Genomic DNA, 25,295 nt, shown 5'->3' on the forward strand with positions numbered 1-25,295 from the left:
GTGCGCCTCACTTGAACCGGATGGTCGGGTTGATGACCGCGTACAGCACGTCGACGGTCAGGTTGATCAGAATGAATTCGAGCGAGAACAGCAGCACGATCGCCTGGATCACCGGGTAGTCGCGCATCGTCACCGAATCGACGAGCAGCCGCCCGAGCCCAGGCCAGTTGAACACGGCCTCGACGACGATCGAGCCGCCGAGCAGGAAGCCGAACTGCAGCCCCATCATCGTGACGACCGGGATCATCGCGTTGCGCAGGCAGTGCTTGAGCACGACCATCGGCTCGTGCACGCCCTTCGCGCGCGCGGTGCGCACGAAATCCTCGTTGAGCACCTCGACGAACGACGCGCGCGTGAAGCGTGCCATCACGGCCGCGACCGCGGCGCCGAGCGTCAGCGACGGCAGCACGTAGCTCTTCCACGTGCCGTCCGGCACGACCGGCAGCCAGCCGAGCTTCACCGAGAAGATCTCCATCAGCAGCATGCCGAGCGCGAACGCGGGAAACGAGATGCCCGACACCGCGATCGTCATGCCGATGCGGTCGGGCCAGCGATTGCGCCACACCGCCGACGCGATCCCGATCGCCATCCCGAACAGCGTCGCCCACGCCATGCTGACGAGCGTCAGCAGCAGCGTCGGCATGAAGCGCTCGCCGATCTCGGTCGATACCGGCCGCTTGCTGCGCGTTGACACACCGAAGTCGCCGTGCGCGATCTTCACGAAGAAGTTCGCGAACTGGGTTGGCATCGGTTTGTCGAGCCCGAGATCGGCGCGCACGAGCGCGACCGTCGCTTCGTCGGCTTCGGCGCCGGCCGCGAGCCGCGCGGGATCGCCCGGCAGCAGGTGCACGAACAGGAACACCAGCACCGCGACGATCGCGAGCGTGGGCAGCAGACCGAACAGGCGTTTGATGATGAAATTCAGCATAGGGCACCGAACCAGTGCGGCGCGCCGGCATCGCGGAGCCGGCGCGCCGTGACGCGCGCGAACGCGCTTATTTCAGCGAGATTTCGTCGAAGTTGAACGAACCGTCCGGCATCACGTACATGCCCTGCAGGCGCTTGCTGCGCGCGTAGACGATCTTCTCCTGCACGAGGAAGATCCACGGCGCATCGGCCCAGATCTGCTTCTGCGCGGTGGCGTAGTACTCGGCCTTCTTCGCGCGGTCGGTGGTTGCCAGCGCCTTCTCCAGCGCGTCGTCGAAGATGCCGTTCTGGTAGTACGCGGTATTGAACAGCTTCGGCGGCTTCGACGCGGACGCGAGCAGCGGCGTCAGCGCCCAGTTCGCCTCGCCGGTCGACGACGACCAGCCGATGTAGAACATCCGCACCGGTGCGCTCGCCGGGTCCTGCGCGCTCTCGACCTTCGCGACCCGTTCGCCCGATTCGAGCGCCTGCACCTGCACCTTCACGCCGACCTGCGCGAGCTGCTGCTGAACGAACTGGATCACCTTCTGCGACGTCGTGTTGTTGTAGCCGGACCAGAGCGTCGATTCGAAGCCGTTCGGATAGCCGGCCTCCTTCAGCAGCGTGCGCGCCTTCGCCGGGTCGTACGGCCAGGGTCCGGTCTTCGTCGCATACTCGACGCCCGGCGGTACGACGCCCGGCGCCGGCGTCGCGAAGCCCGAGAACGCGACCTTCGCGAGCGCATCCTTGTTGATCGCGTAGTTGAGCGCCTGGCGCACCTTCGGATTATCGAACGGCTTCTGCAGCGTGTTCAGCGAGATGTAGCGCACGACGATCGACGGCCGCTCGACCACGTCGAGCTTCGGATTGGCCCTCAGGTCGGCGACCTGCTCGTACGGAATCCGGAACGCGAGGTCCGCCTGGCCGGCCTTCATCAGCGCCGCGCGCGTGTTGTTGTCGATCACGGGCTTCCAGTCGATCATGTCGATCTTCGGGTAGCCCTTCTTCCAGTAGCCGGCGTATTTCTTCACCTTCATGTCGTCGGTCTGCTTCCACTCGACGAACTCGAAGGGCCCGGTGCCGACCGGATGCAGGCCGATCTCGCGGCCCCATTTCTTCAGCGCCGTCGGCGAGATCATCACCGCGGACGGATGCGCGAGCGTGTTGACGAACGCCGAGAACGGCTCGCGCAGCGTGAACCGCACCGTATAGGGATCGACGACCTCGGTCTTCTCGATCACGCGGAACAGGTTGTAGCGCTTGAGCTTGTTCGCCGGATCGGTCACGCGGTCGAACACCACCTTCACGGCCTCCGCGTTGAAATCGGTGCCGTCCTGGAACTTCACGCCCTGGCGCAGCTTGACGGTATAGACCTTCGCGTCCGGCGACGCCGTATAACTCGTCGCGAGCACGTTGACGAGCTTCATGTCCTTGTCGAAGCCGAACAATCCCTCGTAGAACGACTTCGCAGCGGCCTGCGACACCGTGTCGTTCGAATCGTACGGATCCATCGTCGTGAACGTCTCGCCGACCGCGATCACCGCGGTTTGCTGCGCGAATGCGGGCAGCGCGGCCGACAGCGCGAACGCGCTGGCGCCCGCGACGATCAGCGCGCGCGGACGGAACATCGGGAACGAATGCGGCTTGTTCATCTTGTTTGGCTCCTGTGGATGATTCGGTAACGCGTGGTGGAAATCGCGGCGTGACTGCACCCGCTCGGGAAAAAGACGCCGTTGCCTTGCTCGTGCGCAGCTGCGGTCCATATGCAACCTGCCGCGCGTTCAGTACGCGCCGCCGACGCGATGCGTCGCGACGTAATGATCGGGACCGACCGCGACGAGCGGCACAACCACCGGCTCGTCGCCCACCGCGCGGATCGGGCTCGGAATTTCGTCCGCCGCGAGCTGGCGCGGCGCGTGCCGGCGCGCGGGGTCGGCCACGGGCACCGCGCTCATCAGCTTCTTCGTGTACGGATGCTGCGGCGCTTCGAACACCGCGCGGCGCGGGCCGATCTCGACGATCTGGCCGAGATACATCACCGCGACGCGATGGCTGACGCGCTCGACGACGGCCATGTCGTGCGAGATGAACAGGTATGCGACGCCGAGCTCGCGCTGCAGGTCGAGCATCAGGTTGACGATCTGCGCCTGCACCGACACGTCGAGCGCCGACACCGATTCGTCGGCGATCACGACCTTCGGGTTCAGCGCGAGCGCACGCGCGATCGCGATCCGCTGGCGCTGGCCGCCCGAGAACTCGTGCGGATAACGACGCGCGGCCTCGGGCGGCAGGCCGACCTTGTCGAGCAGCCAGTCGACGCGCGCCTGCGCTTCGCGGCCGCTCGCGACGCCGTGCACGAGCAGCGGCTCCATGATCGAGAAACCGACCGTGAGGCGCGGGTTCAGCGACGCGAACGGATCCTGGAAGATGAACTGGATGTTCCGGCGCAGCGCCTGCAGGTCCGGGCCCTTCAGCGCGCTGATGTCACGGCCGTCGAATTCGATCGAGCCGCTCTGCGATTCGACGAGGCGCAGCAGCGAACGGCCGGTGGTCGACTTGCCGCAGCCCGACTCGCCGACCAGCGCGAGCGTCTCGCCCGCGCGCAGCTCGAAGCTCACGCGCTCGACCGCATGCACGTACTGCGACACGCGGCCGAACACGCCGCTCTTCACCGGAAAGCGCGTGACGAGATCGCGTACGCGCAGGATCGGCGTCGAAGCCGGATCGACGGGCGGCTGCGCATCGTCGTTCGCCGCAGGCGCGGCGCTTGTGCCGTCCACCTTCAGCAGCGGGAATTTCTCGGGTATGTCGGTGCCCTGCATCGAGCCGAGCCGCGGCACGGCCGCGAGCAGCGCACGCGTGTAGCGGTGCGCGGGCGTCGCGAAGATGCGCTCCGATTCGCCCTCCTCGACCTTCTCGCCGCGATACATCACGAGCACGCGGTCGGCCACTTCGGCCACCACGCCCATGTCGTGCGTGATGAAGATCACGCCCATGTTCATCTCGTCCTGCAGCCCGCGAATCAGTTGCAGGATCTGCGCCTGGATCGTCACGTCGAGCGCGGTCGTCGGCTCGTCGGCGATCAGCAGCGCGGGCCGGCACGACAGCGCCATCGCGATCATCACGCGCTGCCGCATCCCGCCCGACAACTGGTGCGGATAACGCACGAACACCCGGCGCGCTTCCGGGATGCGCACGAGATCGAGCAGCCGCAGCGCTTCCGCGCGCGCTTCGGCCGCGCTCTTCGACTGGTGCAGCGCGATCGCTTCGCTGATCTGGTCGCCGACCGTAAACACCGGGTTCAGCGACGTCATCGGCTCCTGGAAGATCATCGCGATGTCCGAGCCGCGGATGCCGCGCATCGTCGCGGCGCTCGCCTGCGCCAGATCGACCAGCGCGCCGCCGCGGCGCCGGAACGCGATGCGCCCGCTCGTGATCTCGCCGCCGCCGTGCTCGACGAGCCGCATCAGCGCGAGCGACGTGACCGACTTGCCGGAACCCGATTCGCCGACGATCGCGAGCGTCTCGCCGCGATCGACGTGAAACGACACGTTGCGCACCGCGTCGAACGTCGCGCTTTCGCGGCGGAACGTGACCGACAGGTCGTCCACGGCAACCACGCGCTGCTCGGGCAGCACCAGGCCGGACGGGTTACGGCTCGAAGTCATGCGTCTCTCCTCGTGCGATCCGGAATCAGGCTGCGTCGTCGCGGTAGATGCCGACGACAGGCGCTTCGCCGACGCGCGCGTAGCCGCGGTACATCCCTTCGGTGTTGAACGGCATCGCGACGTTGCCGTGCGCGTCGACCGCGATGATCCCGCCGCGGCCCGCCAGGCGCGGCAGCTTGTTCATCACGACGTCGTGCGCGGCGTCGGCCAGCGACGCGCCGCGATACGCGATCTGCGCGGCAACGTCGTGCGCGGTCGCGAGCCGGATGAACGTCTCGCCGGTGCCCGTCGACGACACGGCGCAGGTTGCGTCGTCCGCATAGCAGCCCGCGCCGATGATCGGCGAATCGCCGACACGCCCCGGCTGCTTGTTCGTGATGCCGCCCGTCGACGTCGCCGCCGCGATGTGGCCGTGCAGGTCGCACGCGACCGCGCCGACCGTGCCGTGCTTGCGGTCCGGATCGAGCGGTTCGGCCGGCTGCGGCTGCGATTGCGATTTGCCGAACGCGAACGTCGCCGCGTCGTGATCGAGCATCACGCCGGCCGCCGCGCGCGCCTTGAGCCACTGCGCATGCCGCGCTTCGGTGTCGAAATAGCCGGGTTCCGCGAGTTCGAGCCCCTGCGCGGCCGCGAACGCATCGGCGCCCGCGCCGGCGAACAACACATGTTCGCTCGCCTCCATCACGCGCCGCGCGGCCAGCACGGGATTGCGCACGCGCGTCGCGCAGCAGATCGCGCCGGCGCCGAGCGTCGCGCCGTCCATGACCGCCGCGTCGAGCTCGTGCTTGCCTTCGGCCGTATACACGGCGCCGCGTCCGGCGTTGAACAGCGGGCAGTCCTCGAGCATCCGCACCGCGACGGTGACGGCGTCGAGCGCGCTGCCGCCGTCGGCCAGCACCTGCTGCGCGGCCTGCAGGATCGCGGTCAGTTCGGCGCGGTACCGGCGTTCGGTTTCGGTATCCATCGCATCGCGCAGGATCGTGCCTGCGCCACCGTGAATCGCGACGATCGCGGGAGAAGTCATGATTTTTTCGGACGGGGGGAAGAAGGGTTGGCGGCCGACAGCGCCGCTTGCGGCTGCACGAGCCACGGCAGCAGGAATTCGGTCATCTCGGCGGCGGACTTCGCGGACCGGTGCGTGCGCAGCGCGACCGCGTCGATCAGCGCCTCGATCATCGTGAGCACGGCCGCTTCCGACGTGGCCGCGAAGCGCCGTTCGGCCTTGACGTACAGGTTCAGCGACGCGATCGGCGCGAGCGGCGATTCCGGGCCGTCGGAGATGCCGAGCACGCGCGCGCCGCGCGCCGCAGCGCGGCGCGCCAGCTCGATCGTGTCCTTCACGTAGCGCGGAAACGCGAGCGCGATCACGAGATCGCGCGAGTCGGCCGTATACAGGCGCCGCGCCGCGTGCGACGGGCCGCCGAGCAGCGCGAGCGACTGCACGCTGTCGTGACACACGGACAGCCCGTGCTCCATCAGCCCGGCGAGAAACGCGCTCGAACCGGCACCCAGGATCAGCACCCGCCGCGCGCCGACGATCGCCTCGACCGCAGCCTCGACATCGGCCGCGTCCAGTTGCGCGCGCGTGTTCTCGATGTTCGCGGCGGCCTGGTCGAACACCGCGTCGATCCATGCCGCGCCGCGCACGCCGGACTCCTGCTCCTGCGCCGAGCGCAACCGCTCGACCGGCCCGAGCGTCGCTTCGAAGCCGCGCACGAGTGCCGCGCGCATCGCCGGATAGCCGTCGAAGCCGAGCGCCTTCGCGAAGCGGTTCGCGGTCGCGATCGACGCATTCACGGCCTGTGCGAGTTCGTCGATCCGCATCGTCGCCGCGCGAAACGGATTCGCGAGCACGAATTCGCCCATGCGCCGGTGGATCGGCGTCATCAACGGCATCGCCGACGCGATCCGCTCGGCGATCGCGGGTTCGTCGTGACTGGCGTCGTGCGAAACGAGAGGCGTCATGCGAATGGTTGTTGCAAGGAAGGTGAAAATCAATTTACACAATCCGCAGCCAAGAAAAAAATAAATTTTCATCGGAGTTGTCACGCCCCGTCCTGCGCCCGCCGATCGCCAGACCATCGCACAGCCCCGCCGCACGGGCTTTGGCACGCAACCGCCATGCTCTCCCTCTCACGCCGCCCCCCTTCTCATCGGGAAAACCCCGAGCAAGTTCATTCGAATGCAATTTCCCGTTGACCGGATTCGCATTCGAACATAGGATGTTCGAAAATGATCAGTCGTCAGATAACATCCGTATCCAGAGACGACGAAATGTTCGCTCGAACAGCGTCATTTCGATGAAAACCGGCAAAATCGGCACCCATCAAGATCGGACATCGTACAAATAAGCTGAAAAAAAGCCTTCCCGACCGGACGGCTTGCATGGATCAGGCAGGTGCCGCATTGCCCGTCCTGCCCAACAGGAGACAGCAGTGAAAACAGTCAAGGCGTTGCGCTGGTGGATCATCGTGCTCGTATGTCTCGGCACGATCCTCAACTACCTCGCACGGAACTCCCTCGCGGTGCTCGCCCCCGAGCTGAAGCAGGTATTCGCGATCTCGACGCAGCAGTATTCGTACATCGTCGGCGCGTTCCAGATCGGCTACACGATCATGCAGCCCGTGTGCGGGTTCATCGTCGACCTGATCGGGCTGCGGCTCGGGTTCGCGCTGTTCGCGATGCTGTGGTCGGTGGTCGGCGTCGCGCACGGCTTCGCGTCGGGCTGGCTGTCGCTCGGCATCCTGCGCGGCTTTCTCGGACTGTTCGAGGCCGCCGCGATTCCGTCGGGGATGAAGGCCGTCGCCGAATGGTTTCCCGATCGCGAGAAATCCGTCGCGGTCGGCTACTTCAACGCGGGCACGTCGCTCGGCGCCGCGATCGCGCCGCCGCTCGTCGTGTTCATCTCGATGCGGTTCGGCTGGCAATCGGCGTTCATGGTCACCGGCGCGCTCGGCTTCGTGTGGGCCGCGCTCTGGTACACGCAGTACCGGTCGCCCGCCGATCATCCGCGCATCACGCCGCAGGAGCGCGCGCTGATCCGCGACGGCCAGGCCACGATGCCGCCGGTGTCGAAGCGCCGCATCCGCGACGTCGTCACCGCGCGGCGCTTCTGGGCCATCGCGCTGCCGCGCTTCTTCGCCGAACCCGCGTGGCAGACCTTCAGCTTCTGGATTCCGCTGTACCTCGCGACCGAGCGCCACATGCCGCTCACGCAGATCGCGATCTTCGCGTGGATGCCGTTTCTCGCGGCCGACGCCGGCGGCATCGCGGGCGGCTACCTGTCGCCGTATCTCGCCAACCGCTTCAAGCTGCCGCTCGTGTGGTCGCGCGTCGCCGGCGTCGCGCTCGGCGCGGTGCTGATGCTCGGGCCCGCGATGATCGGTCTTGTATCGTCGCCGTATACGGCCATCGCGCTGTTCTGCGTCGGCGGCTTCGCGCACCAGATGATCTCCGCGCTCGTCAACACGCTGTCGGCCGACGTGTTCGATTCCGAGGAAGTCGGCACCGCGAGCGGCTTCGCCGGGATGGCCGCGTGGATCGGCGGGCTCGGCTTCTCGCTGCTGGTCGGCGCGCTCGCCGACAAGATAGGCTATGCGCCGCTGTTCGCGTGCCTCGGGCTGTTCGACATCATCGGCGTCACGCTGCTCGCGGTGCTGATCCGCGGGCAGTCGAAGCAGGAACGCCTGCTCGCACGGCACGCCTGACATTCGCTCTCACCAGGAATCGCATTCATGACTTCGCTTCTTCATCCGCCCGTGTTCCGGATCGCCGCCCGGCACGCGAACCGCCTGCTGCTCGCGTCCGACGCGGGCGCGACGCTCGAGATCTTCGTGCTCGAGGACGACATCGTGCGTGTGCGCGTGCTGCCGGACGCGACGGCACGCAATCCGCGCACGTGGTCGATCGCGCCGGGCCTCGACGACGTGCCGCTCGACGGACGCGACCGTCTCGACCTGGACGGCTTCGCGCTGCCCTCCTGGAGCCTCGCCGAAGACGACGACGGCCTGCGCATCGAAACCGCGCAGATCCGGCTCGCGGTGCGCTGGCAAGGCGGCCATTGCACGTGGTCGATGCGCGGCGCGGACGGCGCATGGCGCGTCGCGCTCGCCGACCGCGCGACGCAGGCGTACAACTTCGGCTGGTGGGACGAGCGCGCGTATCACTACGTCGCCCGCGAGCGCGGCGACAAGGTGTTCGGCCTCGGCGAACGCGCGGGCGACCTCGACCGCACGGGCGCGCGCTTCGAGATGCGCAACATCGACGCGATGGGCTACAGCGCGAAGCACACCGACCCGCTGTACAAGCACATCCCGTTCTACATCACGTGGTCGCCCGCTGCGTGCCAGGGATTCGGCCTCTTCTACGACACGCTGTCGGACTGCTCGTTCGACATGGGCCGCGAGCTCGACAACTATCACGGCCCGTACCGCTATTTCGTCGCCGAGCACGGCGACCTCGACTACTACTTCATCGCATCGCCCGATACGCCGCTCGCGGCCGCGCGGCGCTTCACGTGGCTCACCGGGCGCCCCGCGCGCACGCCGAAATGGGGCCTCGGCTATTCGGGCTCGACGATGAGCTACACCGATGCGCCGGACGCACAGCAGCAGATGAACCAGTTCGTCGAGCAGTGCGATGCGCACGACATCCTGTGCGATTCGTTCCACCTGTCGTCGGGCTATACGTCGATCGGCGCGAAGCGCTATGTGTTCAACTGGAACCGCGACAAGTTTCCCGACGCGAAGGGTTTCGTGAAGCACTACCGCGACCACGGCATCCGCCTGTGCGCGAACATCAAGCCGTGCCTGCTGCGCGACCATCCCGCATTCGACGAAGCCGCCAAGCGCGGGCTGCTGATCCGCTCGGCGTCCGGCGAGCCTGCATGGGTGCAGTTCTGGGACGAGGTCGGCGCGTATCTCGACTTCACGCAGCCGGACGCGTACCGCTGGTGGCGCGAGCAGGTCACGTCGGCGCTGCTCGAATACGGCATCGAGTCGACCTGGAACGACAACAACGAATACGAGATCTGGTCGCCCGACGCGATCGCGCACGGCTTCGGCCAGCCGTTCCCCGCGCGCGAGACGAAGGTGCTGCAGACGATGCTGATGATGCGTGCGTCGCGCGACGCGCAGCGCGCGCATGCGCCGGCGCAGCGGCCGTTCCTGGTGTCGCGCTCCGGCGGCGCCGGCATGCAGCGCTATGTGCAAACCTGGTCCGGCGACAACTACACATCGTGGGAAACGCTGCGCTACAACCTGAAGATGGGCCTCGGGCTCGCGCTGTCGGGCGTGTCGAACATCGGTCACGACATCGGCGGCTTCTCCGGGCCCGCGCCGTCGCCCGAGCTCCTGCTGCGCTGGGTGCAGTTCGGCATCTTCATGCCGCGCTTCAGCATCCATTCGTGGAACGACGACGGCACCGTCAACGAACCGTGGATGTATCCGGAGATCGCCGCGCAGGTCGCGTCGCTGATCAAGCAGCGCTACCGGCTGCTGCCGTACCTCTATCACCTGCTGTGGCTGTCGACGACGCGCTATGAGCCCGTGCTGCGGCCGACCTTCGCCGATTTCCCCGGCGATGCGCGCTGCTACGACGAGTGCGACGACATGATGCTCGGCGATGGGCTGCTGGTCGCGCCGGTCGTCGATCCCGGCCGCACGGAACGCACGGTCTATCTGCCGTCGGGCGCGCGCTGGATGTGCTGCGCGAGCGCGCAGTCGTTCGACGGCGGCGCGAACGCGACGCTGCCCGCGCCGCTCGATACGCCGGTGATGCTGCTGCGTGAAGGCCGCGTGCTGCCGCTGAACGTCGCGGCACAGCATTTCGGCGCGCGCGCCGACACGCGCGGCTTCCTCGTCGCGCCGCGCATCGAGGACGGCGTCGCGTACGGCGAATGCGTCGAGGACGACGGCGAGACGGAAGCGTGGCGCGACGGCGAATACGGACTGTGGCGAATCGAGACCGGCCGCGAGGCGTCGGGCTCGCTCGGCGTGTCGGTCCGCTGGGACGGCCGCCCGGCCCGCCCGGCCGACCGCGTCGAGATCCTGCTGCCTGCATCGCTGCAAGGCCCGCTCGCCGTCCGCGGCGCGCGCGTCGAGCAGGACGCGCAGGACGGCGCATGGCGCCGCATCGTCGTCGCGTTCGATCACTGACCGCGCACGCCGCACCGATCGGGCGGGCCGTTCGCGCGGCCCGCCCCCGCCACAGAGGAGGTCTCCGAACCTCCCGCCCCCTTTGAAGAAAGAGTCTGGAGATCAACGATGAAAGCACCCGTCAATCGATATGCAATCCTGATTTTATCCGCCGCATCGCTCGGCACGACCGCCGCCCGCGCGCAGAGCAGCGTGACGCTGTACGGCGTCGTCGACGACTCGATCGCGTACGTGAACAACCAGCAGGGCCACTCGAACATCTACATGCGCGACGGCAACCTGTATGCGTCGAAGTTCGGGCTGCGCGGCGACGAGGATCTCGGCGGCGGCACGCACGCGATCTTCGACCTGCAGTCCGGCTTCAACCTGAACAACGGCGCGCAGGCTACCGCCGGCACGATATTCAATCGCCAGGCGTTTGTCGGCCTGCGCAACGCTCGCTACGGCACGCTGACGGCCGGCCGCCAGTACACGCCCTACTTCCTGTTCGTCGGCCCGTACGCGTCGAGCAGCTGGTTGACCGGCGCGACGGGTGCGCATCCGGGCGACATCGACGGCCTCGACACGACGATCCGCGTGAACAACTCGGTTACCTATACGTCGCCGACCTTCGCCGGGCTGAGCGCGAGCGCGATGTACGCATTCGGCGGCATTGCCGGCGCGACCGGCAAGGGCAACACGTTCAGTGCCGCGCTGCGCTATGCGAACGGGCCGATCGGGATCGCGGCCGGCTACCTGCGCATCAACAGCTCGGGCTCGTCGGCGGGCTTCCTGAACCCGGCCACCGCGTCGTCGGGCAGCTTCGCGGTGTCCGTGCTGAACCAGGGCTACCTGAGCGCGAAGGCCGTCGAGCAGGTCGCGGCGGCAGGCAACTACACGCTCGGCGACCTGACGATGGGCATCAACTATTCGAACGTGAAGTACCTGCCCGGCAACGGCTCCGCATTCACCGACACGGCCGTGTTCAACACCTACGGCGCGCTTGCCGCGTACCGCTTCACGCCGGCGTTCTCGGTGGCCGGCGCATTCGCATACACGTTGGCATCGAAGGCGAACGGCGTCGCGAGCGCGGCCCGCTACCAGCAGTATTCGCTGAAGGAGTCGTACAGCCTGTCGAAGCGCACGACGCTCTATGCGCTGCAGGCGTACACGCATTCGAGCGGGCAGACGCTCGGCGCGCAAGGCGCCGGCCACGTCATCGATGCGGCGCCGATCGTCGGCGATTCGCAGCAGCTCACGCCGTCGACGACGCACGGCCAGTTCGTCGGCATGGCCGGGATCGCCGTCACGTTCTGAACCCATACCGCAACGCCTTCGGCGCGCTGCCCCCCCCCGGACGATGCGCATGGCGCGCGCCGTCCGGGCGCCGGAAGCCCGGCGTCCACCGGGCTTTCCACGTCCCGTTCGCCCGCCGCGCAAACCGCGCGGGTTTTCTCGATCGCCCCGATACCTTACAATCCGTCAGGTTTTTCCCTTCTGCATGCACCTTCTTGCAGTCCTGACACCGCGGTACACTCGACGCACGCCGTAGCAGGGTCCGCCGCGCAACGTGCGCGCCGGACGGCGTCGCGCCTCGTTGCGCCCACAACTGGATGCCCGACATGCCGGATTCCCGTCCCTCCCCGCGCACGACATTCAAGCCGCAGGTCGTCCTGCCCGCGCTCGCGGTCATCGGTGCGCTGCTGGCCGTCTGTGCGCTGCTCCCGAGCGAAGCCGGCACGCTGTTCTCCGCCGGCCAGCAATGGGTCGTCATGCGCTTCGACTGGTTCTACGTCCTGGCCGTCACCACGTTCCTCGTGTTTCTCGTGCTGATCGCCGCGAGCGATTTCGGCAACATCCGGCTCGGCCCCGACGACGCCGAACCCGAGTTCAGCTTCGTGTCGTGGACGGCCATGCTGTTCGCGGCCGGCATGGGCATCGGCCTCATGTATTTCGGCGTCGGCGAGCCGATGCAGCACTTCCTGAAGCCGCCGACCGTCGACCCCGGCACGCCCGCCGCCGCGCGCGAGGCGATGCTGATGACCTTCTTCCACTGGGGCTTCCATGCGTGGGCGATCTACGGGCTGATGGGGCTCGTGCTCGCATATTTCGGGTTCCGCTACAACTTGCCGCTGACGCTGCGCTCGGGCCTGTATCCGGTGCTGCGCGAACGCGTGAACGGCTGGATCGGCCATACCGTGGATGCATTCGCGCTGGTCGGCACGGTCGCCGGCATCGCGACCACGCTCGGCTATGGCGTGATGCAGATGAGCGCGGGCCTGCATACGGTCGTCGGCTGGGACACCGGCAGCAATCTGTTTCGCATCGGGCTCGTCGCGATCGTGGTGCTGCTCGCGGGCCTGTCGGCCGCGAGCGGCCTCGACAAGGGCGTGCGCCGGCTGTCCGAGCTGAACCTGCTGCTCGCGTTCCTGCTGCTCGCGTTCGTGGTCGTCGCGGGCCCGACGGCATTCCTGTTCCGCGCGCTTGGCGACAACATCGGCCAGTACCTGTCGAATCTCGTCGACCTGTCGTTTCGCACCTATGCGTATGCGTCGCCGCGCGAGGAAGGCTGGTTCGGCGGCTGGACGATCCTCTACTGGGCGTGGTGGATCTCGTGGTCGCCGTTCGTCGGCATGTTCATCGCGCGCATCTCGCGCGGCCGCACGATCCGCCAGTTCGTGATCGGCGTGCTGCTCGTGCCGACCGCGTTCAACCTCGTGTGGATGACCGTGTTCGGCAACAGCGCGATCTGGCTCGACACGCACGGCGCGGCCGGCGCACTCGCGCAAACGGCCACCAACGTCGATGCGCTGCTGTTCCGCTTCTTCGATTTCCTGCCGCTGTCGCAACTGCTGTCGATCGCCGCGATCGTGCTGATCGCGGTGTTCTTCGTCACGTCCGCCGATTCGGGCGCGTTCGTGATCGACCAGATCGCGACGCGCGGCAACGCGCATTCGCCCGTCTGGCAACGGCTGTTCTGGGCCGCGCTGCTCGGCGTGACGGCCGCTGTGCTGCTCGTCGCCGGCGGGCTCGGCGCATTGCAGGCGATGACGCTGATCGCCGCGCTGCCGGTCGCCATCATCATGCTCGCGCTCTGCTACGGGCTGTGGCGCGGGCTCGCGGCCGACCGCGCGCACTATTCGCAGGAGATCGCGCCTGCGGCGAGCTACTGGACCGGCCAGCACTGGCGCCACCGCCTGACGCACATCCTGCGGCAGACGACCGAGGCCGAGGCGCGCCAGTTCGTCGCCGAGACGGTCGAGCCCGCGCTGCGCAGGGTCGCCGACGAACTGCGCGCGAGCGGCGTCGATGCGCACGTGCAGCGCGACAGCGACGACGCCGTGCGGCTCGCCGTGCCGACCGCCGAGCACCGCGATTTCGTGTACGGCGTGCGCGTGACGGTGAAATCCGCGGCCGCGTTCCTGATGCGCGAGGCGGCCGAGCCGAAAGCGGCGCGTGCGCACGTGTACGGGATCGTCACGTTCTTCGAGGATGGTCGGCTCGGCTACGACGTCGAATACCTGCGCGGCGACGAAGTGATCGCCGACGTGCTGCGCCAGTACGAACGCTACGTGTCGCTCGCGGCCGACAAGCGTACGCATCTGCTGAGCCGCGCGCCGGGGCACGCGACGGAGGCCGAATGAGCACGCACGCCGCAGCCCTTGCTGCGCCCCGCTGGCCGGCCGCGTTCGGCGGAGCCGCACGATGAGCGGGCTCCTGCAAAGCCGCGCCGCCGACCTCGTCGCGCTCGGCACGCTCGCCGTGCTTTACCTCGGCGGAGCCGGCATCGCGCTGTGGCGGATCCGGGCCGCGGCGCCGCGCGGCAAGGCCTACTGGATCGTCTGCATGGCGCTGCTGGCCGGCGGCGCCATCGCGATGGGCGGCAACCTGTCGCCCGTGCCGAACAGCGGTGAAATGCCGCCCGGCTTCGCGCTCGGCGTCGAAGCCGTCCTGCTCGGCCTCGCGCTGGTTGCCGGAGGTTGCGCGTGGCTGATGCTGCGCGCGCGGAAACGCTGACGCGTACATGTCGCGCGGCGCGGCTTCGTCAGTCAAGCGCGAACGGCAACACGCGGAGCCAACAGGCGGCCGACGCGCCTGCCCTGATCCGCTTTATCGCAACGCGTCACGCGGACGGCGCGCGCGCCGTCACGAGCCAGCAGGCAGCGTCGAAACGCACCTCCGTGCCGTGCACGTAACGCTCGAACGCGACACGCACCGTCTCGACCACGCGCCGCCGTGTCGCATCGTCCGCCTCCAGCAGCGCGAGCCCGACCGGGCCCAGCCGCGCGATGTAGTCGTCCAGCGCGGGCTCGGGCAACACGCACGTCCTGTCGACCGGCTCGATCGCAATATCGGCCCAGCCGCTGTCCGACAGCACCGACGCCATCCGCTGCCGATCGCCGAACGCGAACTGCCCCGGCGCGCCGGGCCGGCGCGCGGGCAGGTTCGGCAGCAACGGCGCGGCGGCCCGCTCGGCCGTCGTCATGAACGGGTTGTCGGCCGCGCTGCGCCATGCGACGAACCGCATCTGCGCGTCCGGCCGCGCCGCGTGCCGCAGATTCGCGAAGGCCCGGACCGGGTCGTCGAAGAACATCACGCCGAGGCGCGACACGATCAGGTCGACGCTCGCGGGCTCGAATGCATGAATCTGCACGTCCGCGCACACGAAGCGGGCGCGCAGGCCGATGTGTTCGGCGCGCGCCTGCGCGGCATCGATCATCCGGGCCGAGATGTCGATTCCCGTACATTGCGCGTACGTGCCGAGCCGGCGCGCGATCGCAAGCGTGACCGCGCCCGTGCCGCAGCCGACATCGAGCACGCTGCGCGCCGACGACGCGGCCGCCGCATCGGCAAGCAGCGCCTCGAACGGCTCGAACATCCGGTCGATCGGCGCCTGCGCATCGACCCATGCACGCCCTGACGGGCCATTCCACAGCGCGGATTGTTCGTCGTTGGGCCGGTTGGTTTCCATCGTCGATTCCCTTTCTGGTTCATTGGTCATAAAGCACACTGTGCTGCTTCAAGCCGGCTTGAGGTCAAGACCTCGGCCGCGAAACCCGGCGCGTAGACGAGCACTCCGCCGCGCCCCCGTTTTTTTTCACATTTCTTACATTCGTGCTGCGTATCGTTGACGACTTTCCTACGGTGCCTCCCATGCGACGACTCCTCCCGCGTGCACTGCTCGCGCGCTGCGCCCCCCTTGTTGCCCTCGCCGCGCTGTCCGCGTGCTCGAATCACATCGATTCGCCGGCCGACCCGGCCAGTGCGTCGGTCAACGTCCAGGCCGCATGGGTCGAGATCGGCGACGCGAACCAGGCGATCGCGCGCGTCATCACGAACTACACTCCCGCGTCGGCCGGCGATCCGCTGTGTCCGCAACTGACCGTCGACGGCAAGTTGTCGCGCATGACGCTGCGCGCCGGCGCCGCGACCCCGGCCCAGCGGCCGACCGCCAGCGACCCGGCCGATTCGAAGCCGTCGAGCTTCCCGGTCTCCGTCTGCGAAACGACGTTGCCGGCCGATGCACAGGCGGCGAGCGTCGCGGGCCGCACGCTGCCGCTGCCGAAGGCACAGCCGCAGCGCATCGCGATCATCGCCGACACCGGCTGCCGAATGAAGAAGGCCGACAACGCATGGCAGGCGTGCAACCACGCGACGGTCTGGCCGTTCGACACGATCGCGGCCAGCGTCGCGAAGCTGTCGCCCGACCTGGTGCTGCACGTCGGCGACTACCACTATCGCGAGAACGCATGCCCGCCGGACATCGCCGGCTGCAAGGACAGCCCGTGGGGCTATGGCTGGGATACGTGGCAGGCCGACCTGTTCCGCCCGGCCGCACCGCTGCTCGCGAAGGCGCCGTGGGTCGTCGTGCGCGGCAACCATGAGGAATGCGCGCGCGCAGGCCAGGGCTGGTACCGCTTCCTCGATCCGCGCCCGTATTCGGCCGCCCGTTCGTGCGACGATCCGGCCAACGACACCAACGCGAACTATTCGGAACCCTATGCGGTGTCGCTCGGCGGCGGCTCGCAGGTGATCGTGTTCGACACCGCGAAGGTCGGCCGCACGCCGCTCAAGACGACCGACGCGCAATTCGGCATCTACCAGAAGCAGTTCCAGACGGTGGCCGCGCTCGCGTCGAAGGCCGGCATGACGACGACGATCTTCACGAACCATCATCCGATCCTCGCATTCGCGCCGATCGCCGGCAGCACGCCCGCACCGGGCAACCTCGCGCTGCAGTCGGTGATGGCGAGCCTCAACGCGCAGGCGTACTACCCGCCGGGCGTACACGTCGCGCTGCACGGTCACGTGCACGACTTCCAGGCGATCAACTTTTCGTCCGGGCACCCGGCGACGATCGTGTCCGGCAACGGCGGCGACAACCTCGACGTCGCACTGCCCGACCCGTTCCCGGCCGGCCTGACGCCGGCACCGGGCGCCGTGATCGAGCGGCTGTCGCACAACAACAGCTTCGGCTTCCTGATCATGGAACGCCGTGCGGCACCCGCGACGGGCTGGGTGTTCCGTGCGTATTCGGCGGCAGGCAAGCTGCTCGCGTCGTGCAACCAGTCGGGCACGACGCTCGCCTGCGACAAGACGGGGTTCATTGCGCCGTGAGTGAAGAGGTTCGAGATGCCGGCCGCGTTGCGCGTGGCCGGCAAACGCTGCACACGCTTGCCGCGGCCGTGCTCGCCGGCCTGGCGCTGGCGGCGCACGCCGCTCCGTCGGAAACGATCCTGCTCCCCGGCGCGCCGCCGTCGCGCGTCGTCGACACGATCGGCAACGGCACGCCGCAGGTGACGGGCAAGATCGACGCGGCCACCGCGCGCTTCGCGCCCGACCCGACGCTCGTCGCGCTCGGCCGCCGGATCTTCTTCGACCCGCGGCTGTCCGAGCCGCGCGGCATGTCGTGCGCGGGCTGCCACGATCCGGGCCGTGCGTTCGCGCCGACGCTGTCGGCGGCTTCGCTCGCGGGGCCCGGCGTGCCGGAAGGCAGCCGGCCCGGGCGCTTCAGCCGGCGCAATGCGCCGTCGCTGCTTTATGTGCGCTACGTGCCGCGCCGCCACTTCTACCAGGACGACGATGCGCCCGCGCCGTCGCCGTTCGGCGGACTGTTCAGCGATGGCCGCGCGGATACGCTCGCCGAGCAGATCCGCGGGCCGCTGTTCGATCCGGACGAGATGAACAACCGGTCGCCTGCCGCGCTGCTGCGCAAGGTCAATGCGACCGAACTCGCGCCCGATCTCGCCGCGCGCTTCGGCGCGCCGGTGCGACGCGATCCCGAGCAACTCGTGCGCGCGCTGGGTTCGGCTGTCGAAGCCTATCTGCAAAGCGACGAGATGGCACCGTTCACGTCGCGCTTCGACGCGTTCCTGCGCACGCGCAAACCGCTCGCACCGGCCGAGATGCGCGGCCTCGCGCTGTTCCGGAATCCGGACAAGGGCAACTGCATGACCTGCCATACGCTGTCGGACACGTCGAGCCGCCCGGAGCGCTCGCTGTTCACCGATTTCGGTTATGACGCGATCGCCGTGCCACGCAACCGCGCGCTGCCTGCGAACCGCGATCCGCGCCATTTCGACAACGGGCTGTGCGACACCGCACGGCGGCTGCGCTGGCCCGAGCCGACGCAATGGTGCGGCTACCTGCGCACGCCGGGGCTGCGCAACGTCGCAGTCAAGCAGACCTTCATGCACAACGGCGTGTTCACGACGCTGCGCGACGCGGTCGCGTTCTACAACACGCGCTCGACCGACCCCGGCTTCTGGTATCACGGCGCCGGGACGTTCGACGACGTGCCGGCCGCCTATCGCGGCAACATCAACGTCAACTCGACGCCGATGAACCGCCGGCCCGGCACGCCGCCCGCGCTGACCGACGCGGAAATCGACGACATCGTCGCGTTCCTCGGCACGCTGACCGACGCGCGCTATACGGGCATCGCCGCGGCTGCCGCCCCTGCCGCCCGGATTGCCTGATCGCCGGACCGCCGAACCACCCCGCCGACGCGCTAACCCTGGCCGAACGGCCAGCCGCAAGCACGCCCGCTTGCGGCCGCCGCAAACACTGGTTATATTTACAGTACTGTATTTATGAACAGTGAGGTGCGCGATGGAACATCTGGTCCGTATCGTCAATGACACCGATCGCCAAGTGCTGGCGTGGCTTCGTGCCCAGGTCGGCGACGCCCGCGTCGAGCGCGCGGCGCGCCAGCTCGGGCATACGCGCAAGCCGTTTCCGTCGGCCGTCTGCCGGTATCTGGGCATGAGCGCGCCGGCCACGCTCCGCCACGCGGAACGGCCGCGCGTCGCACGCGATTTCTCGGTCGGCGATCGTTACCTGTCGTTGATCCGCCAGCACCTCGCTTCGCACTCGGCGGGCCGCTGACACGGCAGCGGCCCGCCGGAGCGATCCCGCATGCGCGAGCACGGCCGGCAGCCGCCGTGCTTATGCGGCCGCCGCGGCATCGCGTATCAGGCGGCCGAGCGTTTCGAAAGCCGCCTCGTGCGCCGCATCGAACACGCGCGTGCACGCAAGCCGGATATAAGCGTCGAAGCGGTCGGAATTCGAGAAGATCGAACCGGGCGCGATCTTTACTCCATGCGCCAGCGCGGCATCGAACAGCGCGTCGGAACGCACGCCTTCCGGCAACGCGATCCACAGCAGCATCCCGCCCCGCGGCTGGTTCATCCGGGTTCCGGCCGGAAAATGCCGTGCAATCGCGTCGATCGTCACATCGCGCTGCACGCGCAACTGTTCGCGAAACCGGCGCAGATGGCGATCGAACGCGCCCGAGCCGACGAATTCGGCCGCAACGGCCTGCAGCAACGCGGCGTTGTGCCGGCTGTGCGCGAACTTCAGCATCTTCACGCGCGCATGCCAGCGCCCTGCGGTCATCCAGCCGAGCCGCATCCCGGGGGCCAGCACCTTGTTGAACGACGGGCAGTAGATCACCGTGCCGTCGCTGTCCCATGCCTTGGCCGGCTTGACCGCCTGCGGCGCCTCGACGAGCTCGCGATACGGCTCGTCCTCGATCACGGCCACGCCGTGGCGCGAGCACAGCGCGACGAGCGCAGCCTTGCGTTCGTCGGGCATCACGCAGCCGAGCGGGTTCTGCAGGTTCGGTACGACGACCACGGCCCGAATGTCCGGATACGCGGTCAGCGCCACTTCGAGCGCCTCGATCGACAGGCCGGTCGTCGGGCTGGCCGGGATTTCCAGCGCGCGCAAACCGAGACTTTCGAGCAACTGGATCAAGCCGAAGAAGGCCGGCGATTCGATCGCGATCGTGTCGCCTGGGCGTGCCACCGCACGCAGCGCGAGATTCACCGCATCGACGCCGCCGCTCGTCGACATCACGTCGTCCGGCGACACGGTCACGCCGTATGACAGCGCGCGTTTGGCCATCGTCTGCCGGAATTCGGGCGAACCGCCGACGGGCCCCGCGTCGGTCAGCAGCGTCGGCTTGCGCCGCAGCAGCCGGATCGCCAGCGCCTGCAGGCGCTCGGTCGGATACAGCGCGGCCAGCGCGGACGCGCCGCCGAGATTCAACGCATCGGTTGCCGTATTCGCGCGGTCGATCACGCGCGACACACGTTCGTGCAGGCCCGCGAACGGCGGCTCGACGCTTAGCGGCGGCCCGTCGCTTTCCGGCAGCGTTTCGAGCACGGCCGACGCGCGGCGCCGCACGAAGTAGCCCGAGCGCGGCTTCGCCTCGCACCAGCCCGTATCCTCGAGCCGCCGGAATGCCTGGATCGCGGTCGACAGGCTCACGCCGTGCTGCGCCATGAATGCGCGAACCGACGGCATCCGGTCGCCGGGCGACAGCGTGCCGGCCGCGATGATGCGGCGGTAATGTTCGGCGAGCCGTTCGTAAAGTGGCTCGCCGTCCATCGGCAAAGGCGTACGGGATGCGTCGGCGAAAGGCGTCATGCGGGCCATCGTGCCCGCGCGACCAGGGGCGCGCCAGATACAGATTCGGGGAAAACCCACCGATACAGCGACGCAAAATCGGCACCTGCACCGCAACAGATTCCCGTCCCCTGAATCTGTCGTGCCCGCGCCTGTTTCCCTAACCTGACTGCACGCTGTCGCCTCGCCGTCGCGAGGCCGCGCAACCGGGAAAAGGGATCGCCATGCGGACGCAACATATCCGGCTCGACGCCGGGCAAAACCACTTTGCGTGGTTCGACAAGGGCAGCCAGGTGATCGTGCTGGACGGTGCGCTCGCGGTCACGCTGCGTCACGGCGGGCTCGACTGGCTACCCGACGCGCCGCATTACATTCGCCGCGTGCTCGACGAAGGCGAATGCCTGATGCTCGAGACGGCCGGTCACGTGGCGTTGTCGGTCGGCGGCGCCGGCGCGGTCAGCACGGCGGTTGTGGAGCCTGCCGGCCGCAGAGGCGTGCTCGCGGCGTGCCGCGCGATCCTGCGCCGGCTGTCCGGGCGGGTGCGCGGCGGCCATCATGTGCGCGAGCATTCCTGACGTCGCAACTTGCCGATTCACCAACTCGTGGAGACGGCCACACAGCCACCGAATCATCGCGGCAACGAGCGAACGCGCTCCGTTCCAGCCGCCCTCATCCGGGTAAGCCACTCGCAGCCGCGGCCTACCCGGCACGCGGCAACCACCGCGTCACCGCGCGTTCCTGCTCCTGCGACGCTCGACCCACTCGAATATCGCCATCCCGGCCAGCATCGCGACGACGAACCCGATCCCCTTGGCCGACCCGAAGCCGATCGACACGATCGCGGGCCCCGGGCAGAACCCGGCAATCCCCCAGCCGATGCCGAACACGCCGCTTCCGGCGACCAGGCGCACGGTGATCGCCCGCAAGGCCGGCAACTGCATCGGCAAGCCGAGCCACGACCGTGTCCGGCGTTTCGCCCATGCGAACGCGAACACGGCAACGCCCGTCGCACCGGCCATCACGAACGCGAGCGACGGATCCCAGCGGCCCGCCAGGTCAAGAAAGCCGAGCACCTTCTGCGGATTGGCCATGCCCGACACGATGAGGCCGACGCCGAACAGCAGCCCCGCCAGAAACGCGAATCCTGCCTGCATGTCAGCCTCCCAGCACGTGCCGGCGCACGAATACGGTCACGAAGCCCGCGACCATGAAGGTCGCGGTCGCGACCACCGAACGCAGCGCGCCGCGCGACATCCCGCACACGCCGTGGCCGCTCGTGCATCCGCCCGCGTATCGTGTGCCGATCCCGACCAGCAGGCCGGCCGCCATCAACTCGGGCCACCTTGCGTCGATCTGCGGCGTAAGGCCGGCTCCGGCGACGCGCATCGCGAACGGTGCGGCGATCAGCCCGGCGACGAATGCGACGCGCCAGTCGCGCTCTCCGGAACCCACCGTGAACAGGCCGCCGACGATGCCGCTGATGCCGGCAATCCGGCCGTTGAACGCGACGAGCCACGCGGCCGCGAGCCCGATCAGCACGCCGCCGGCCAGCGACAGCCACGGTGTGAAATGAATCGCATCAAACTGCATCGCGCGTCCCCTTCGCGGCCGGGCCGCAGAACTGTTCGTACAGCACGCCCATCACCGCGATCGCGGCCGGGCTGTCGAGCGAATAGTGGATGTTCTTGCCTTCGCGGCGCGTGCGGACCAGCGCGCTGTCCCGCAACACACCGAGCTGCTGTGACAGCGTCGGCTGGCGGATGTCCAGCGTCGTCTCGAGATCGCCCACGCAGCGCTCGCCCTGCGACAGTTCGCAGAGCAGCAGCAGCCGGTCGGGATTCGACAGCACCTTGAGGAACGCACAGGCCGATTCGGCGGCGGCGCGCATCTGGTCGGGCTCGGGCAGCCCGGCGGGAAGATCGTCGTTCATCGGGGCGGGACAACAATTAAAGAATCGATATTATATCAATTTATATAATATCGATTCTTGCTGCTGCCCCATCGACATTCCTTCGTTCAGGCTTGCTCGCCCGCAATCCCGTCGGCGCTCGACGCACGCGCCGCATCGGCGCGAACCACGCCGAGCGCCAGCATGGCAATCGCCGCGATCACGCACGGCGCCGCGACGACGGCAAACGCGGTCGACAGCGGCACGCCCATCGCCAGCATCGCGCCCCCCGCCATCGAGCCGACGACCGACCCGCCGCGGCCGATCCCGTTCGCCCAGCTCACGCCCGTGGTCCGGCACTCGGTCGGATAGAACGCGGCCGACAGCGCGTTCGCCCCCACCTGCGAGCCCGACACGCAGAAACCGGCCGCAAACACGGCGAGCGCGGCGCCCCACGGCGACGCGGCAAACACGCCGATCGCCGCGACGAACACGCCGGCCGCCGCATAGCTGCAAGCCAGCACGCGGTGCGGATCGAAGCGGTCCATCAGCCAGCCGAGCACGATCGCGCCGAGCGTGCCGCCGACCTGGAACATCGCGGTCACGCGCGCGGCTGTCTGCAGCGTCGCGCCGGTCGTGCGCAGCAGCGTCGGCAGCCAGCTCGACAGCAGGTAGATCACGAGCAGGCTCATGAAGAACGCGAGCCACAGCAGCAGCGTGCCGCGCAGCAGGTCGGCGCCGAACAGGCGGCCGAGCGGCGACCCGGCCGGCTTGCCGGCGGGCGCGATGAACGATGCGTGCGCGAGATGCGGATCCGGCTCGATCCGGCCGAGCATCGCCGCGATCCGCTCGGGCGCCGCCCCGGTATTGACGAGATAGCGTACCGATTCCGGCAGCCGCCACGCGAGCATCGGCAGGAGCAGCAGCGGCGCGGCCCCGCCGACGACGAGCACCGCGCGCCAGCCGTGATGCTCGATCAGCGACGCGGCCGCGAGCCCGCCGAGCGCGGAGCCGATCGTGAAGCCGCAGAACATCGTCGTCACGAGCATCGAGCGGCGCCGCGCCGGACAGTATTCGGACGTCAGCGTGATCGCATTCGGCATCGCGCCGCCGAGCCCGAGCCCGGTCACGAAGCGCCACGCGATCAGCTCGGTCAAGCCGCCCGCGCTCGCCGACGCCGCACTCGCGATGCCGAAGCACGCCACGCACGCGAGCAGCAGGCGCTTGCGGCCGAACCGGTCGCCGAACGGCCCGAACGCGAGCGCGCCGGCCATTAGCCCGGCCAGCCCCGCGCCGAACACAGGCGCGAGCTGCGCAGGCGACAAGCCCCATTCCGCGCGGATGGCGGGCGCGATGAAACCGATCGACGCGGTATCGAACCCATCGATCGCGACGATCAGAAAGCACAGTACGACGATCGCGGCCTGAAACGGCGCAACGCGATGCCGGTCGATCCATTTGCTGACGTCGATGGACAGCGTATCGGCCATGATGGTGTCTCCTCCATGAAGGCGGTCGCGCGTCACGTAGTTGAAATGCGCGCCGCCTGAATCGGGCTGAAAGCGCGCGTTACGCGACGGGTTTCAGGCAATCCTCCGCGCGCCAGCCGTACAGCCAGTCGAGCGCGTCGTAGAACTGCGCCTGCGTGCGTCCGGCCCAGAGCCCGTTGCGCACCTGCCGCTCGACACCCTTCGCGTGATAGATCCGCCCCATTTCTCGTGCCGAATACAGCACGCGCGCGGTGCGCGGAATCCGAACGCGTTCATACCGCGCGAATGCAGCCTCGAAATCGCCGTCGACCTGCGCGACTGCCGCACCGAGCGTCACCGCATCCTCGAGCGCCTGGCACGCGCCCTGCGCGAGGTATTGCGTCATCGAATGCGCGGCGTCGCCGAGTACCGTCGCACGGCCCACGCTCCAGCGTTCGACCGGATCGCGGTCGGCGGTCGCCCAGCGCTTCCACGACGTCGGGCGGTCCAGCATCTGCTTCGGCAACGGATGGACGCCGTCGAAGTACGACAGCACTTCTTCCTTGCTGCCCTCGCGCACGCCCCAGGCCTCCTGCTCGCGGCTGTGGAACGTGACGACGAGGTTGTATTGCCGCCCGCCGCGCAGCGGATAGTGAACGAGATGGCAATGCGGACCGGCCCACACGACCGGCGCGTTGATCCGCAGATTCTTCGGCATGTTGTCGGTATCGACCACCGCGCGATACACGACGTGCCCCGTCACGCGATGCGCGTCGCCGATCAGCGCCTGACGGATCACGGACTTCACGCCATCGCAGCCGATCACCGCATCGGCGCGATGGCGTTCGCCGTACTGGTCGGTCACGGTCACGCCGTTGCCGTCCTGCTCGAACCCGCACACCTGCGTGCTCGTCCGGAATTCGATCAGTTGGTGATCCTTGACGGCCTCGTAGATCGACAGGTGAATATCCGCGCGATGGATCACCGCATACGGATTGCCGAAGCGCTCGCGGTACGCGGCGCCCGTATCGATGCGCACCACTTCGTGCGCATCGACCGCATCCATCAGTTGCAGCCAGTCGGTGAACACCGCGCGGCCGCGTGCGGCCTCGCCCACGCCCAGCGCATCGAGTGCGTTGAACGCATTCGCGGCGAGCTGGATCCCCGCACCGATCTCGCCGATCTGCCCGGCCTGTTCGAGCAGCTTCACGCGAATGCCCTGGCGCGCGAGCGCCAGCGCCGCCGCGAGCCCGCCGATACCGCCGCCGATCACGAGTACGCGCCGGCCGTTGTTGTTTGTCTCGCCCATGTCTGTCTC

The 25,295-nt window shown here is 68.4% G+C and carries 21 protein-coding genes; 9 read left to right on the top strand and 12 right to left on the bottom strand.

The window, feature by feature from the left end; genetic code table 11:
* Positions 1-7 precede the first annotated feature (7 nt).
* From gsiC to ACPUER_RS07140, 5 genes are all read right to left on the bottom strand, one after another.
* Entirely contained in the window at positions 8-928 is a 921-nt protein-coding gene (gsiC, locus tag ACPUER_RS07120; RefSeq protein ID WP_175958924.1) for a glutathione ABC transporter permease GsiC, read from the bottom strand.
* 67 nt (positions 929-995) lie between these two features.
* Entirely contained in the window at positions 996-2,558 is a 1,563-nt protein-coding gene (gene gsiB, locus ACPUER_RS07125; protein WP_310142749.1) for a glutathione ABC transporter substrate-binding protein GsiB, read from the bottom strand.
* A 129-nt stretch (positions 2,559-2,687) separates the two neighbouring features.
* Positions 2,688-4,574, bottom strand: coding sequence for a dipeptide ABC transporter ATP-binding protein (locus ACPUER_RS07130; RefSeq protein WP_425130727.1), 1,887 nt, complete (start codon positions 4,572-4,574; stop codon positions 2,688-2,690).
* A 25-nt stretch (positions 4,575-4,599) separates the two neighbouring features.
* Complete coding sequence (locus ACPUER_RS07135; protein ID WP_425130728.1) at positions 4,600-5,598, bottom strand: isoaspartyl peptidase/L-asparaginase family protein; 999 nt, start codon at positions 5,596-5,598, stop codon at positions 4,600-4,602.
* Positions 5,595-6,539 carry a MurR/RpiR family transcriptional regulator gene (locus ACPUER_RS07140; protein WP_425130729.1) on the bottom strand — a complete coding sequence of 315 codons (945 nt, stop codon included), beginning with the start codon at positions 6,537-6,539 and terminating at the stop codon, positions 5,595-5,597. The genes ACPUER_RS07135 and ACPUER_RS07140 overlap by 4 nt, the downstream gene beginning before the upstream one ends.
* Positions 6,540-7,009: 470 nt before the next feature.
* Here ACPUER_RS07140 and ACPUER_RS07145 point away from each other — a divergent pair, with 470 nt between their 5' ends.
* The 5 genes from ACPUER_RS07145 to ACPUER_RS07165 all read left to right on the top strand — a co-directional run bounded on the left by ACPUER_RS07145 (position 7,010) and on the right by ACPUER_RS07165 (position 14,725).
* Positions 7,010-8,281 carry an MFS transporter gene (locus ACPUER_RS07145; protein ID WP_111018237.1) on the top strand — a complete coding sequence of 424 codons (1,272 nt, stop codon included), beginning with the start codon at positions 7,010-7,012 and terminating at the stop codon, positions 8,279-8,281.
* A 27-nt stretch (positions 8,282-8,308) separates the two neighbouring features.
* Positions 8,309-10,729, top strand: coding sequence for a TIM-barrel domain-containing protein (locus ACPUER_RS07150; protein ID WP_425130730.1), 2,421 nt, complete (start codon positions 8,309-8,311; stop codon positions 10,727-10,729).
* A gap of 108 nt (positions 10,730-10,837) precedes the next feature.
* Positions 10,838-12,025 (top strand): porin, encoded by a 1,188-nt coding sequence (locus tag ACPUER_RS07155; RefSeq protein WP_425130731.1) that lies wholly within the window; start codon positions 10,838-10,840, stop codon positions 12,023-12,025.
* A gap of 305 nt (positions 12,026-12,330) precedes the next feature.
* Positions 12,331-14,352: a BCCT family transporter gene (locus ACPUER_RS07160; protein ID WP_425130732.1), complete on the top strand. Its 2,022-nt coding sequence runs from the start codon at positions 12,331-12,333 to the stop codon at positions 14,350-14,352.
* A 61-nt stretch (positions 14,353-14,413) separates the two neighbouring features.
* Positions 14,414-14,725, top strand: coding sequence for a hypothetical protein (locus ACPUER_RS07165; RefSeq protein ID WP_175958916.1), 312 nt, complete (start codon positions 14,414-14,416; stop codon positions 14,723-14,725).
* A 106-nt stretch (positions 14,726-14,831) separates the two neighbouring features.
* Here ACPUER_RS07165 and ACPUER_RS07170 read toward each other — a convergent pair whose 3' ends face one another.
* A complete protein-coding gene (locus ACPUER_RS07170; protein ID WP_425130733.1) occupies positions 14,832-15,680 on the bottom strand; it encodes a class I SAM-dependent methyltransferase in 849 nt (282 codons plus the stop codon).
* Between the two features lie 182 nt (positions 15,681-15,862).
* Between ACPUER_RS07170 and ACPUER_RS07175 the strand changes: the two genes are divergently transcribed.
* The 3 genes from ACPUER_RS07175 (at position 15,863) to ACPUER_RS07185 (ending at position 19,096) form a co-directional block, all read left to right on the top strand.
* Positions 15,863-17,326 carry a metallophosphoesterase gene (locus ACPUER_RS07175; RefSeq protein ID WP_425130734.1) on the top strand — a complete coding sequence of 488 codons (1,464 nt, stop codon included), beginning with the start codon at positions 15,863-15,865 and terminating at the stop codon, positions 17,324-17,326.
* Positions 17,323-18,687, top strand: a complete 1,365-nt coding sequence (locus ACPUER_RS07180) for a cytochrome-c peroxidase (protein ID WP_425130735.1) — start codon at positions 17,323-17,325, stop codon at positions 18,685-18,687. The genes ACPUER_RS07175 and ACPUER_RS07180 overlap by 4 nt, the downstream gene beginning before the upstream one ends.
* Positions 18,688-18,820: 133 nt before the next feature.
* The gene (locus ACPUER_RS07185; protein ID WP_175958912.1) at positions 18,821-19,096 is read left to right on the top strand and encodes a hypothetical protein; all 276 of its coding nucleotides are present in this window, start codon (positions 18,821-18,823) and stop codon (positions 19,094-19,096) included.
* A 60-nt stretch (positions 19,097-19,156) separates the two neighbouring features.
* Here ACPUER_RS07185 and ACPUER_RS07190 read toward each other — a convergent pair whose 3' ends face one another.
* Positions 19,157-20,650: a PLP-dependent aminotransferase family protein gene (locus ACPUER_RS07190; protein WP_425130736.1), complete on the bottom strand. Its 1,494-nt coding sequence runs from the start codon at positions 20,648-20,650 to the stop codon at positions 19,157-19,159.
* A gap of 194 nt (positions 20,651-20,844) precedes the next feature.
* On the opposite strand from ACPUER_RS07190, the gene ACPUER_RS07195 reads away from it, so the two are divergent.
* Positions 20,845-21,195: a hypothetical protein gene (locus ACPUER_RS07195; RefSeq protein WP_425130737.1), complete on the top strand. Its 351-nt coding sequence runs from the start codon at positions 20,845-20,847 to the stop codon at positions 21,193-21,195.
* A gap of 150 nt (positions 21,196-21,345) precedes the next feature.
* Here the strand turns inward: ACPUER_RS07195 and ACPUER_RS07200 are convergent, their stop codons facing one another.
* From ACPUER_RS07200 to ACPUER_RS07220, 5 genes are all read right to left on the bottom strand, one after another.
* Positions 21,346-21,774, bottom strand: a complete 429-nt coding sequence (locus tag ACPUER_RS07200; protein WP_425130738.1) for a DUF6691 family protein — start codon at positions 21,772-21,774, stop codon at positions 21,346-21,348.
* Position 21,775: 1 nt separating this feature from the next.
* Positions 21,776-22,210, bottom strand: a complete 435-nt coding sequence (locus ACPUER_RS07205) for a YeeE/YedE family protein (RefSeq protein WP_310142770.1) — start codon at positions 22,208-22,210, stop codon at positions 21,776-21,778.
* Positions 22,200-22,550 (bottom strand): metalloregulator ArsR/SmtB family transcription factor, encoded by a 351-nt coding sequence (locus ACPUER_RS07210; RefSeq protein WP_310142771.1) that lies wholly within the window; start codon positions 22,548-22,550, stop codon positions 22,200-22,202. Before ACPUER_RS07210 ends, ACPUER_RS07205 begins: the two co-directional genes overlap by 11 nt.
* An 86-nt stretch (positions 22,551-22,636) precedes the next feature.
* Entirely contained in the window at positions 22,637-23,998 is a 1,362-nt protein-coding gene (locus ACPUER_RS07215) for an aromatic acid/H+ symport family MFS transporter (protein ID WP_310142772.1), read from the bottom strand.
* A gap of 79 nt (positions 23,999-24,077) precedes the next feature.
* Positions 24,078-25,286, bottom strand: a complete 1,209-nt coding sequence (locus tag ACPUER_RS07220) for a 3-hydroxybenzoate 6-monooxygenase (protein WP_425130739.1) — start codon at positions 25,284-25,286, stop codon at positions 24,078-24,080.
* Positions 25,287-25,295 lie beyond the last annotated feature (9 nt).

It is taken from the genome of Burkholderia sp. DN3021 (assembly GCF_049805555.1).
In the GTDB taxonomy this organism is placed as follows: domain Bacteria; phylum Pseudomonadota; class Gammaproteobacteria; order Burkholderiales; family Burkholderiaceae; genus Burkholderia; species Burkholderia pyrrocinia_C.